A 12679-nucleotide genomic window follows, 5' to 3' on the forward strand; every position below is an offset into this window, starting at 1 on the left:
GCCGACGGAGTGACGATCTGGCTCGCACGATGATTTGAGCGTGCGGGCCCGATTCGTTAGCGTGACATGCAAAGTTATCCCCAGGTTGTGAACCGACCTGTGTCGAACCCGCGGCTGGACACGCAGAATGCCCTTACGGCTCTGGGGATAACGGTGTGGATAACGATGTGGCCGGGCCTGCTGCTTCGGCTGAACTGGTCCACAACGGGGTGGATCGGACTCGCCGGTGCCGGTGGTCCGTGGGATTTGATCTAGGGGAACTATGGCTGACGGCGATCCGTCATTGACGAACACATGGCGATCGGTGTTGTCGACGCTGGAGGCCGATGAGCGCGTCACGCCGCAGCTTTACGGGTTCCTCAGCCTCGTAGAGCCGAAGGGCATCATGGCGGGAACCTTCTATCTGGAGGTACCCAACGAGTTCACCCGCGGCATGATCGAGCAGCGCTGCAGGGTTCCGCTCCTCAATTCCATCGGCCGACTCGACCAGTCCCTCGCCGTTTCGAACTTCGCCATCGTGGTGAACCCCGACATCACCCACGACTCGCCCCAGTTGGAGCCCGAGCGCATGGAGTCGAGCTACATCGACACGCCGACCACGGTGAGCCAGCCGACGGCGCCGGTGACCGAGATCAGCGCCGCACCGCGCAGTCCTGACTCTCGACTCAACCCGAAGTACAGCTTCGACAACTTCGTCATCGGACAGTCCAACCGATTCGCCCACGCGGCGGCGGTGGCCGTGGCCGAGGCACCTGCCAAGGCGTACAACCCCCTCTTCATCTACGGCGACTCCGGTCTGGGCAAGACCCACCTGCTCCACGCCATCGGCCACTACGCGATGAGTCTGTATCCGGGCATCCGGGTGCGTTACGTGAGCTCCGAGGAATTCACAAACGACTTCATCAACTCGATCGCCAATAACAGGGGCTCGTCGTTCCAGGCGAGATACCGCAACATCGACATCCTGCTGATCGACGACATCCAGTTCCTGCAGCGGGCGGTGGAGACGCAGGAGGCGTTCTTCCACACCTTCAACACGCTGCACGACCACAACAAGCAGGTCGTGATCACGAGCGACCTGCCGCCCAAGCACCTCACCGGTTTCGAGGATCGGATGCTCACCCGCTTCGAGTGGGGCCTGATCACCGATGTGCAGGCACCAGACCTCGAGACGCGCATCGCGATCCTGCGTAAGAAGGCGCAGAGTGAACGCATCCTCGTGCCCGACGACATCCTCGAGTTCATGGCGACCAAGGTGTCGAGCAACATTCGCGAGCTCGAGGGCACACTCATCCGCGTCACGGCGTTCGCAAGCCTGAACAAGACCCCGGTCGACATGACACTCGTGCAGACCGTGCTGAAAGACCTCATCACCCTCGACGACGACAACGTCGTTGCGCCGGCCGACATCATCACGGCGACGGCGGACTACTTCAAGCTCAGCGTCGACGACCTCTACGGGTCGTCGCGTTCGCAGGCCATCGCCACGGCGCGGCAGATCGCGATGTACCTCTGCCGCGAGCTGACCAACCTCTCGCTACCCAAGATCGGGCAATTGTTCGGTAACCGCGACCACACGACAGTGATGTACGCGAACAAGAAGATCAGCGAGCTCATGAAGGAACGGCGCTCGATCTACAACCAGGTGACCGAGCTGACCGCAAGGATCAAGCAGACCCATCGCTGAGCGCCCCTCCGACGGGGGACGACTGCCCCAGTGTGACAACATCGCGAACGCTGACGAGTGCTCATCCGCGCATATTCACACTGTGGATAACCCTGGGGATAGTTAACGAATAACAGCCCGGCGGATGTGAGCGACGAGCGCCCGGCTGTGAAATCGTGTCATTCGCCGCGGTTCCCGTACGCATCGTCCCGGCCCGCCATCAACATCGGCTCGACAACTCACACGGCTGTAGTTCCCGCTTCCTGACTGCGATCCACCGAGTTATCCACAGTTTCCACAACGGTTAAGCCGATTAAGAGAACAAGATCTGTTAAGCGGGTCGATCGACAACTTCAAGCCGACAGCCTCGGGAAACACCGGCGGAGATCACCGACCAGGTGCGCAGTAGCATGGAGCGGGCACCCGCATCCAATGACAGGGGAGAACTTCGTGAGGTTTCAGGCCAACCGCGATGTACTGAGCGAAGCCGTATCGTTCACCGTCAAGCTTCTTCCCCAACGCACGACGCTCCCGATCCTGAGCGGAATCCTGATCACGACAACGGATGCCGGCATCTCGCTTTCGGCCTTCGACTACGAGGTCTCGGCACAGACCGAGATCTCTGCAAACGTCGAAGAACCCGGCACGATCCTCGTCTCAGGTCGTCTGCTCGCCGAAATCGCGTCGAAGCTTCCCAACGCGCCCGTCACCTTCGCCACGGAAGACAACCGCATCGTCGTCAGCTGCGGAACAGCCAACTTCACGCTGCTGTCCATGCCCGTCGAGGAATATCCGACACTTCCGCAGATCTCCGGTGAATCGGGCGTCGTGCCGGCCGACGAGTTCTCCGAGGCTGTTGCCCAGGTGGCTGTTGCGGCATCCCGGGACGACGTCACCCCGGTGATCACGGGTGTTCAGCTCGAGATCTCCGAGAACAGGTTGAGCCTGGTTGCGACCGATCGTTATCGAGTCGCCGTGCGTGAGATCGACTGGGACGGCTCGATCGGACAGTCCGAACCTTCGACGGCGCTGGTTCCGGCACGCACACTGCAAGAGATCGGCAAGACCTTCGGGCACAACGGCAACATCACGGTCACGCTCGTCGCAAAGGACGACCGTGAGCTCATCGCCTTCACGGCCGAGAAGAAGACGGTCACGTCGTTGCTGATCAAGGGCAATTTCCCGCCCGTGAAGCGGCTCTTCCCGGAGAGCGTGGACAACTACGCGGTCATCAACACGGCCGATCTCATCGAGGCGACGAGGCGCGTGTCTCTCGTGCTCGAGCGCGAGGCGGCGCTTCGGTTCACGTTCACCTCCGACGGGCTGACGCTCGAGGCAATCGGGTCGGAGCAGGCACAGGCATCCGAGAGCATCGACGCTCTCCTCACCGGGGACGACACGATCGTGTCCCTCAAGCCCCAGTTCCTGTTGGACGGCCTCAGCGCTGTGCACTCGGAATTCGTGCGCATCTCGTTCACGAAGACCGACAACCCCAACAAGCCTGGTCCTGTGCTCATCACGAGCCAGACCAGCAAGGAGCAGGCGGGCAGCGACAGCTACCGCTATCTGCTGCAGCCCAACCTGTTGCTGCGCTGACCGGGCGCCACCCGCGCACGGCCGGCGGCTCACGCTCACACCACGAAGGACTACTCATGCACATCGGTCTCATCGGTCTCGGCAAAATGGGCAACAACATGCGTGCCCGCCTCGAGCGCAAGGGCATCGAGGTCACGGGGTACGACACGAACCCCGACATTTCGGATGTCGCATCTCTCGCCGATCTCGTCGCGGCGCTTCCCGCACCCCGCACGGTCTGGGTCATGGTTCCGGCCGGCAGGATCACGGACTCGGTCGTGAGCGATCTCGCTGGACTTCTGGAGGCGGGTGACCTCGTGATCGACGGCGGCAACTCCAAGTTCACCGAGGACTTCAAGCACTCGGAACTGCTCGCGAAGACGGGCGTCGACTTCATGGACGCCGGTGTCTCTGGCGGTGTTTGGGGACTCGACAACGGGTATGGCCTCATGGTCGGTGGCAGCGCATCCCAGGTGGAACGCGTGATGCCCGTGTTCGACGCGCTGCGTCCCGACGGACCGCGCGAGGAGGGGTTCGTCCACGTCGGCGAGGTGGGCGCCGGGCACTACGCGAAGATGGTGCACAACGGCATCGAATACGCGCTCATGCAGGCATATGCAGAGGGCTACGAGCTGCTCGACACCCGCAAGGACATCATCAAAGACGTCACAGGCACGTTCAAGGCGTGGCAGCGAGGGACAGTCGTGCGGTCCTGGCTGCTCGACCTTCTGGTGCGTGCGCTGGAGCAGGATCCGGAATTCGAGCACATCGAGGGCTATGTCCAGGATTCCGGTGAAGGTCGCTGGACCGTCGAAGAAGGCCTGAACAACGCTGTCCCGATGCCGACGATCAGCGCATCGATCTTCGCCAGGTTCGTCTCTCGCCAGGAGGACTCGCCCGCCATGAAGGCTGTTGCGGCGCTCCGTAATCAGTTCGGCGGTCACGCCGTGAAGGCTGTCGACTGACCGACGGTTCGAGAAAGGCCCGCGCTCGCCGGCGGCCGGGCCGGCGGTGTTCGGAGGGCGGTCAGCTGTGCGTGTGACACACCTGTCGCTCACCGATTTCCGCAACTACGAGCGTGCGGAGGTGCAGCTCGAGGCGGGCCCGAACCTGTTCGTGGGCAGCAACGGGCAGGGAAAGACGAACCTCGTCGAGTCGCTCGTGTTCGTCTCGACCGGAGGGTCGCACCGCACGCCCGTCGACACGGCCATGATCAGGCAGGATGCCGTGGCCGCGATCATCCGCGCACGTCTGGAACACGACGGTCGTGCGGTACTGCTCGAACTGCAGCTGAACCGCGGATCGGCGAACAAAGCACTCGTGAATCGGTCTCCGTCCAGGCCCCGTGAGCTGGTGCGCTACCTTTCCACGGTGCTTTTCGCACCCGAGGATCTGGCGCTCGTTCGCGGCGAACCGTCGGTGCGGCGGCGCATGCTGGACACTGTGCTCGTGCAGCGAACGCCACGGTTGGCGGCTGTTCTCGCCGACTACGACCGCGTGCTGAAGCAGCGAAACACGCTGCTCAAGTCGGCTCGAGCTTCTGGGGTGCGAGGTTCTGCGCTTTCGACGCTGGATGTCTGGGACGAGCGGCTGGTCGCGCTCGGTTCGGAGATCATCGACGAGCGCTCGGCGCTGGTGGACGATCTGCGCGATCCGGTGCGGAATGCCTATCGCTCGGTCGCCGGCGATGATCACGATCCGCGACTGGTCATGTTGCTCTCAGTGGACGGTGCTGCTCCTGACGATGACGACGACACGGTTTCGCGCACGTCGACAGCCGATGCGGCGGCGTCACCCCGATCCACACGGGACCGTTTCGCCGGAGCCATCGCGCGTCTGCGGTCACGGGAACTCGAACGTGGTGTCACGCTCGTGGGTCCGCACCGCGACGATGTTCAGTTCCAGCTCAACGGACTACCCGCCAAGGGGTACGCGAGCCACGGCGAGTCGTGGTCATTCGCACTCTCGTTGCGGTTGGCATCCGCTCAACTGCTGAGGGAACACTCGACGACGGGTGATCCTGTGCTGATCCTCGACGACGTGTTCGCGGAACTCGACCAGGCCCGGCGCGCCCGACTGGCGGCATCCGTGCACGACTTCGAACAGGTGCTCGTGACCTCGGCGGTGCTCGACGACGTGCCAGACGGGCTACGCGCGCACACCGTGCATATAGAGGCAGGCAGGGTGATCGACCCTGAAGCAGAGGCGTCGGCCGACGAGGCTCGCCATGAGTGAGGCCGCGGACTTCTACCGCCACTTGAAGGAGCTGTTCGGAGCCGACCCGGGACGCGGGCAGCGCAGGGCCGCACGCGCGGGCCGCGCCGGTGACCGCGCCGGAAGCCAGCCGTTCGAGCCGGGACGTGAGCCCCGCGGTCTCGGCGGCGTCATCGATTCGCTCACCGAAGAACTGGGATGGAGCTCCCCGCTGGCGAAGTCCGAGCTCATTGCAGCGTGGGCGGATGTCGTGGGTGAAGAGACCGCGAAGCACTCGGAACCGGTGGGTATAGAAGGCGGCGTTCTCACCGTCAGATGCGACTCGACGAGCTGGGCGACCCAGCTGCGGCTCATGCGCGGCGAACTGCTCTTGCACATCGAGAAGCGGTACCCGGAAGCGGCTGTGGAAAGCATCCGGTTTCAAGGGCCGGACGTCCCCACCTGGAAACGCGGTCCCAGGTCGGTTCCAGGGCGTGGTCCGCGCGACACATACGGATAAGCGGGCAAATCTGGTCAACCTCGCCATTTCATCGCGTCAGACGGCCGTTTTACGCCCGATCCTCAGGCCGCTCTTGATAGAATGAGAAGTCACGAAACGCGTGCGGTCAGGAGCTCACAACCGTAATGACGACAGAACCGAAGACGGCTGGAACCGACAGCGATTACGGCGCAAGCCAGATTCAGGTTCTCGAAGGGCTTGAAGCAGTCCGCAAGCGACCGGGCATGTACATCGGATCGACGGGCCCGCGCGGATTGCACCACCTCGTCACCGAGATCGTCGACAACGCAGTCGACGAGTACCTAGCCGGGCAGGGCGATCACATCGACATCACCCTCACGAAAGACGGCGGTGTGCGCGTCGTCGACAATGCGCGCGGTATACCGGTGGACATTCACGAGCCAGAGGGCATCTCGACAGTCGAGCTCGTGCTCACGGTGCTGCACGCCGGCGGAAAGTTTGGCGGTGGAGCGTATGCCGTCTCGGGCGGCTTGCATGGTGTCGGCTCGTCCGTGGTGAACGCTCTTTCCAGCAAGCTCGAGGTCGAGGTCAAGAACCAGGGTCACGTCTGGACCCAGACCTACCATGACGGCGTACCCGATGCCCCGCTCGCCAAGGGACCCGAGACCACGGAGACTGGAACGACCATCACGTTCTGGCCGAGTCCTGTCATCTTCGAGTCGATCGAGTTCGACTACGAGACGCTGCGCACCAGGTTCCAGCAGTACGCGTTCCTCAACAAGGGACTGACGATCTCGCTGTGGGACAAGCGCGAGCGCGAGGCGCTCGACGAAGAAGGCGAGGTCGTGCCAGAGCGTCACGACACGTTCCTCTATCAGCGGGGTCTCGAGGACTACGTCGAATACCTCAACTCGGCCAAGCGCGCCGAGGTGGTGAACGACGAGATCATCTCGTTCGAGTCCGAAGACCTCGAGCGCAAGATCGCGCTCGAGGTGGCGATGCAGTGGACAACCGCATACACGGAGAGCGTGCACACGTACGCGAACACCATCAACACGCACGAGGGTGGAACCCACGAAGAGGGTTTCCGTGCGGCGCTGACGACGCTCGTCAATAAGTACGCCCGTGAGAAGGGCATCCTCAAGGACCGCGACGACAACCTGTCGGGCGAAGACGTGCGAGAGGGCCTCACGGCCGTCATCTCGGTGAAGCTCGGCGAGCCGCAGTTCGAGGGACAGACCAAGACCAAGCTCGGCAACACGGAGGCCAAGGCCTTCGTGCAGAAGGTCGTCGGCGACCAGCTCGGTGACTGGTTCGACCGCAACCCGCTGCAGGCCAAGGAGATCATCCGCAAGGCCATCCAGGCAGCAACGGCCCGATTCGCCGCGCGGAAGGCCCGCGACACGGCACGCCGCAAGGGGCTGCTCGAGGGCGGCGGGATGCCTGGAAAGCTCGCGGACTGCTCGAGCCGCAACCCCGCAGAGAGCGAGATCTTCCTCGTCGAGGGTGACTCGGCAGGCGGGTCGGCGAAGCAGGGGCGCAACCCGGCGACGCAGGCCATCCTTCCGCTGCGCGGAAAGATCCTGAACGTCGAGAAAGCGCGTCTCGATCGGGCGCTCGCCAACGCGGAGATCCAGGCCATGATCACGGCCTTCGGCACCGGAATCGGCGAGGACTTCGATGGAGCCAAGGCCAGGTACCACAAGATCGTGCTGATGGCCGACGCAGACGTCGATGGCCAGCACATCACGACTCTGCTGCTGACCCTGTTGTTCCGGTACATGCGGCCGCTCATCGAGATGGGCTACGTGTACCTCGCACAACCTCCGCTGTACCGGTTGAAGTGGTCCAACTCGCCTCACGAGTTCGTGTATTCGGACCGCGAGCGTGATGCTCTGCTTGCCGACGGGCTCGCGGCGGGCAAGCGCATCCCGAAGGACAACGGCATCCAGCGTTACAAGGGACTCGGCGAGATGAGCTACCAGGAGCTGTGGGAGACCACCATGGACCCCGAGACGCGCACGCTGCTCCAGGTGACCATGGAAGACGCCGCCGCGGCGGACGAGATCTTCGCCACGCTCATGGGCGAAGACGTGGAGTCGCGCCGCCACTTCATTCAGAAGAATGCCAAGGACGTGCGCTTCCTCGACATTTAGCTTGCGTGCGTCGACTGCTGGTCGAGAAGGTCCGCGGACCATATCGAAGCCGGCAGCGACACAGGGTTCGATACGCCGCCTTCAGCGGGTATGCAAGCAGCGGTAGTGCAAAGAGAACAAGAGATAGAGAAGAAGTAGATGGCAGACGAGACCGACAGCACTGACGACCTCGGCGCCGGCGACGTAGACGCCGCCGAGATCGCTACCTATTCGGCCGGCGAAGACGGCATCATGCACGGCAAGATCGAGCCCGTCGATCTGCAGCTGGAGATGCAGCGCAGCTACCTCGACTACGCGATGAGCGTGATCGTGGGCCGGGCGCTTCCCGAGGTGCGCGACGGCCTGAAGCCGGTGCACCGCCGCGTGATCTACGCCATGTACGACGGTGGCTACCGACCCGACCGCGCCTTCTCGAAGTGCTCGCGTGTGGTCGGCGACGTGATGGGGCAGTTCCACCCGCACGGTGACACGGCAATCTATGACACCCTCGTGCGCCTCGTGCAGCCCTGGAGCCTCCGGTACCCGCTGGCTCTCGGACAGGGAAACTTCGGCTCTCCGGGTAACGATGGCGCGGCTGCGCCCCGATACACCGAGACCAAGATGGCCCCGCTCGCGCTCGAGATGGTGCGCGACATCGACGAGGAGACCGTCGACTTCCAAGACAACTACGACGGCCGCACGCAGGAGCCGTCGATTCTGCCGAGCCGGTTCCCGAACCTTCTGGTCAACGGTTCGGTCGGTATCGCGGTCGGCATGGCCACGAACATCCCGCCGCACAACATGCGCGAGGTGGCAGAGGGCGCCCTGTGGGCGCTCGAGCACCCGGATGCTTCGCGCGAGGAACTCCTCGACGCACTGATCGAGCGCATCAAGGGACCTGACTTCCCGACCGGAGCCCAGATCCTCGGTGTGAAGGGCATCCACGATGCCTACCGCACCGGTCGCGGCTCGATCACCATGCGTTCCGTGGTGAACGTGGAGGAGATCCACGGCCGCACGTGCCTCGTGGTGACCGAGTTGCCGTATCAGGTCAACCCGGACAACCTGGCCATCAAGATCGCAGAGTTCGTCAAAGACGGCCGCATCGGCGGCATCGCAGACATTCGCGACGAGTCGAGCGGTCGAACCGGGCAGCGCCTCGTTATCGTGCTCAAGCGCGACGCGGTGGCGAAGGTCGTGCTGAACAACCTGTACAAGCACACGCAGCTGCAGGAGAACTTCGGCGCCAACATGCTCGCCATCGTCGATGGCGTGCCGCGAACGCTGCCGCTCGACGGCTTCATCAGCGCGTGGGTCGACCACCAGATCGACGTCATCGTGCGTCGCACCCAGTACCGCCTGCGGAAGGCGGAAGAGGATGCCCACATCCAGCGCGGTCTGGTGAAGGCGCTCGACGCCCTCGACGAGGTCATTGCGCTCATCCGTCGCTCGCCCAGCTCCGAAGAAGCTCGCATCGGCCTGATAGAGCTGCTCGACGTCGACCAGGTGCAGGCGGATGCCATCCTTTCCATGCAGCTGCGCAGACTCGCTGCCCTGGAGCGGCAGAAGATCGTCGACGCCCTCGCCAGGCTCGAAGAGGAGATCGCCGACTACAAGGCGATCCTCGCCGACGAGGTACGCCAGCGTTCGATCGTGTCCGACGAGCTCCGCGAGATCGCGGACAAGTACGGGGACGACCGGCGAACGAACATCCTCTACGGGTTCGACGGCGACATGAGCGTCGAAGACCTCATCCCCGAAGAGGAGATGGTGGTCACGGTCACACGAGGCGGCTACATCAAGCGCACTCGGAGTGACAACTACCGCTCGCAGCACCGCGGTGGGAAGGGTGTAAAGGGCGCGCAGCTGCGCGGCGAGGATGTGGTCGACCACTTCTTCGTGACGACGACGCATCACTGGCTGCTCTTCTTCACCACGAAGGGCAGGGTCTACCGCGCCAAGACCTACGAGGTGCCGGAGGCTGGTCGCGACGCCAAGGGTCAGCACGTGGCGAACCTGTTGGCGATGCAACCGGACGAGGAGATTGCTGAGATTCTGGACATCCGCGACTACTCGGTCGCGAAGTACCTTGTGCTCGCCACCCGCGACGGACTCCTGAAGAAGACCGAGCTGGCCGAGTACGACACGAACCGCACAGGCGGCATCATCGCCATCAAGGTGCGTGAAGACGATGAGCTGATCTCCGCTCTGCTTGTAGAAGAGGACTCGGACATCCTGCTCGTTTCACGCAAGGGGATGTCGCTGCGCTTCACGGCAACGGACGAGGCGCTGCGGCCCATGGGCCGGTCGACGTCTGGCGTGATCGGCATGCACTTCCGCGACGACGATGCCCTTCTGGATGCTGCGGTCATCGCGAAGTCGGGGCTGGATGCAAGTGACACCGCGGCTTCCGCCGACGAGGGTTACGTGTTCGTCGTCACCGAGGGCGGCTACGCGAAGCGCACTGCCGTCGACCAGTACCGCAGGCAGGGTCGTGGCGGTCTGGGCATCAAGGTGGCCAAGCTCAGCGACGACCGAGGCGACCTGGCGGGGGCCCTGATCGTTGAGGAGGACGACGAGGTTCTCGTGGTTCTTGCCAGCGGCAAGGTGGTACGCTCTGCCGTGGCCGAGGTGCCGGCAAAGGGCCGTGACACCATGGGGGTCGTGTTCGCACGCTTCGCCGATGACGACAAGATCATCGCCATTGCCCGTAACAGCGAGCGGAATCTAGACGCTCACGACACCGAACCGGACGAGCAACCGACCGGTGAGGAGGCCGAGCAGCCTGGAGAGGACAACGCGATAGATGAGTAGTGTGGCTGAGCGATTGGCGAAGAAATCCTCGTCGCGAAAGGGACCGGCCAAGCAGGTCAGGCTCCGTCTCGTCTACATCGACTTCTGGTCGGCGGTCAAGCTGTCGTTCCTGGTCGGGTTGTGCCTGGCGATCATCTCGATCGTCGGCGCGTTCCTGATCTGGATCGTGCTCGATCAGACCGGAATCTTCGACAACCTGAACAGCTTGTTCAAGGACATCTCCGGAACAAGCGGCAGTGACCTGAAGTCCATCCTCAGCCTCGGCACGGTGATGGGATTCTCGATCGTCGTGGCCATCCTGAACCTGGTCGTCACCACGGCACTCGGAGCAGTCTGCTCGCTGCTGTACAACCTCAGCGTCAAGATCACCGGCGGCCTGCTGATCGGCTTCACGAACAACTAGGCGGCCGGCGCCACGACGGGCCCTGCGCACCATCGAAAGCGGCCCTCGATTCGCGTGATCGAAGGCGCTCGGGTAGTCTGTCATTCGGCCATTTCGGTGGTCGATCTCGGGGATATAGCTCAGGCGGTTAGAGCGCTTCGCTGATAACGAAGAGGTCCGAGGTTCAAGTCCTCGTATCCCCACGGTTGATTCCCTGTGCAAGGGATCGCCCACCGCACCTGCACGAGGTGACGTGCGCGCAGTCCGTACCGTGGGTATGAACACGGGGCCTTAGCTCAATTGGTAGAGCGCCTGCTTTGCAAGCAGGAGGTCAGGGGTTCGATTCCCCTAGGCTCCACCAGTTTCGAGTGGTCGCTGTGCTTGCGGTCGCGACCTTTTCGGTTCCGCACCATAGCGGGTTCGGCGGCACTACCGTCCTGTCACGATGCGTGCTCCCCGCCGTCCTGCGGCAAGAGGACGAGCTTGCCGTGAGCTGCGCCGCTCCGGCTGATCTCGAGCGCCCGCCGCCAACCATGCAGAGGATAGGTAGCGGCGAGTGGCACGTGGAAACGACCCTCTGCCGCCAGCCGGGCGAACTCGGGAAGCACATCGACGAGCTGGGCAGGGGTCTCGCTGAACGAGGAGCGCACACCCAGTTCTCCGGCTGCCGCGAAGTCGGAGATGGTGAGCACCCGCTGCGGGTCACCGCCGGCGATCGTAATGAGGTCGGGAAGAACGCCTCCGACCGGTGCCGTATCGAGGACGAGGTCTACGGGTCCGCCGTGAAGGTCGGCGACCCTCTCGACCATGCCGTCACCGTATGGCGTGACTTGGGCGCCGAGGTCCTGCAAGACCTGAGCGTAGGTGTCGCCGGCCGTAGCGATGACCCGCATCCCGTTCAAGAGCGCCATCTGCACCGCTGCGAATCCGATTGTCGTGCCCGCGCCGTGGATGAGGATCGACCTTCCGGGCTCGAGGCCGAGCCAGTTCAGGTGGCGGTATGCCGTGTCGACGGTCATCGGCAAGGCCGCGGCCAGCGCGGGGTCGAGACCAACGGGGAGCGGGAACCACCGGTTCATCACGGCACTCTCGGATGCACCGGCCGTCGAGCAGTTCGCCCAGTCCGCGGTGCCGAACACGAGGTCGCCGACTGCCACGTTCGTTACGCCGTCGCCCACCGCGTCGACCCTGCCGGAAACATCGCAGCCTATGCCGCGCGGAAGAGTACCTGCGAAGAGTCCGCGGCACAGCGCCCAATCCGCCGGTGCCAGGCCGACAGCACTCACGACTACCCGGATTCGCCCCGACTGCGGTTCCGGGACCGGCGCCCGTTCCAGGCGTAGCACCTCCTCGGGTTCGCCATACTCGTGAAAGCGCACGGTGCGCATGCTGTCGGTCATCTGCTCTCCGTTCATCGAGGTTCTGTCAGTCAC

General features: G+C 63.6%; 9 protein-coding genes and 2 tRNA genes. 10 read left to right on the plus strand and 1 reads right to left on the minus strand.

Annotated features, from left to right (window positions below; genetic code table 11):
• Positions 1 to 262 precede the first annotated feature (262 nt).
• The 10 genes from dnaA to ACO2Q7_RS10650 all read left to right on the plus strand — a co-directional run bounded on the left by dnaA (position 263) and on the right by ACO2Q7_RS10650 (position 11607).
• Positions 263 to 1687, plus strand: a complete 1425-nt coding sequence (dnaA, locus tag ACO2Q7_RS10605) for a chromosomal replication initiator protein DnaA (RefSeq protein WP_423355573.1) — start codon at positions 263 to 265, stop codon at positions 1685 to 1687.
• Positions 1688 to 2116: 429 nt separating this feature from the next.
• The gene (gene dnaN, locus ACO2Q7_RS10610; RefSeq protein ID WP_423356006.1) at positions 2117 to 3262 is read left to right on the plus strand and encodes a DNA polymerase III subunit beta; all 1146 of its coding nucleotides are present in this window, start codon (positions 2117 to 2119) and stop codon (positions 3260 to 3262) included.
• A gap of 56 nt (positions 3263 to 3318) precedes the next feature.
• Positions 3319 to 4206, plus strand: coding sequence for a phosphogluconate dehydrogenase (NAD(+)-dependent, decarboxylating) (gnd, locus tag ACO2Q7_RS10615; RefSeq protein ID WP_423355574.1), 888 nt, complete (start codon positions 3319 to 3321; stop codon positions 4204 to 4206).
• Between the two features lie 67 nt (positions 4207 to 4273).
• Positions 4274 to 5476: a DNA replication/repair protein RecF gene (gene recF / locus ACO2Q7_RS10620; RefSeq protein ID WP_423355575.1), complete on the plus strand. Its 1203-nt coding sequence runs from the start codon at positions 4274 to 4276 to the stop codon at positions 5474 to 5476.
• Positions 5469 to 5954: a DUF721 domain-containing protein gene (locus tag ACO2Q7_RS10625; RefSeq protein WP_423355576.1), complete on the plus strand. Its 486-nt coding sequence runs from the start codon at positions 5469 to 5471 to the stop codon at positions 5952 to 5954. The genes recF and ACO2Q7_RS10625 overlap by 8 nt, the downstream gene beginning before the upstream one ends.
• Positions 5955 to 6079: 125 nt before the next feature.
• The gene (gene gyrB / locus ACO2Q7_RS10630; protein WP_423355577.1) at positions 6080 to 8071 is read left to right on the plus strand and encodes a DNA topoisomerase (ATP-hydrolyzing) subunit B; all 1992 of its coding nucleotides are present in this window, start codon (positions 6080 to 6082) and stop codon (positions 8069 to 8071) included.
• Positions 8072 to 8302: 231 nt separating this feature from the next.
• Positions 8303 to 10864: a DNA gyrase subunit A gene (gyrA, locus tag ACO2Q7_RS10635; RefSeq protein ID WP_423356007.1), complete on the plus strand. Its 2562-nt coding sequence runs from the start codon at positions 8303 to 8305 to the stop codon at positions 10862 to 10864.
• Entirely contained in the window at positions 10857 to 11267 is a 411-nt protein-coding gene (locus ACO2Q7_RS10640; protein WP_423355578.1) for a DUF3566 domain-containing protein, read from the plus strand. Before gyrA ends, ACO2Q7_RS10640 begins: the two co-directional genes overlap by 8 nt.
• A gap of 108 nt (positions 11268 to 11375) precedes the next feature.
• Positions 11376 to 11449: transfer RNA gene (locus tag ACO2Q7_RS10645), tRNA-Ile, on the plus strand.
• 82 nt (positions 11450 to 11531) lie between these two features.
• Positions 11532 to 11607, plus strand: a tRNA-Ala gene (locus tag ACO2Q7_RS10650).
• Positions 11608 to 11686: 79 nt separating this feature from the next.
• On the opposite strand, the gene ACO2Q7_RS10655 is transcribed toward ACO2Q7_RS10650, so the two are convergent.
• Positions 11687 to 12646, minus strand: a complete 960-nt coding sequence (locus ACO2Q7_RS10655) for an NADP-dependent oxidoreductase (RefSeq protein ID WP_423355579.1) — start codon at positions 12644 to 12646, stop codon at positions 11687 to 11689.
• Positions 12647 to 12679: the final 33 nt, after the last annotated feature.

The sequence above is a fragment of the Rathayibacter sp. KR2-224 genome, assembly GCF_049446075.1.
GTDB lineage: Bacteria > Actinomycetota > Actinomycetes > Actinomycetales > Microbacteriaceae > Humibacter.

Excerpts from the sequence above, each read along its gene's own strand:
- dnaA (WP_423355573.1), top strand. The coding sequence starts at position 263 with ATGGCTGACGGCGATCCGTCATTGACGAACACATGGCGATCGGTGTTG.
- gnd (WP_423355574.1), top strand. The coding sequence starts at position 3,319 with ATGCACATCGGTCTCATCGGTCTCGGCAAAATGGGCAACAACATGCGT.
- ACO2Q7_RS10625 (WP_423355576.1), top strand. The coding sequence starts at position 5,469 with ATGAGTGAGGCCGCGGACTTCTACCGCCACTTGAAGGAGCTGTTCGGA.
- gyrB (WP_423355577.1), top strand. The coding sequence starts at position 6,080 with ATGACGACAGAACCGAAGACGGCTGGAACCGACAGCGATTACGGCGCA.
- gyrA (WP_423356007.1), top strand. The coding sequence starts at position 8,303 with ATGCACGGCAAGATCGAGCCCGTCGATCTGCAGCTGGAGATGCAGCGC.
- ACO2Q7_RS10640 (WP_423355578.1), top strand. The coding sequence starts at position 10,857 with ATGAGTAGTGTGGCTGAGCGATTGGCGAAGAAATCCTCGTCGCGAAAG.
- ACO2Q7_RS10655 (WP_423355579.1), bottom strand. The coding sequence starts at position 12,646 with ATGACCGACAGCATGCGCACCGTGCGCTTTCACGAGTATGGCGAACCC.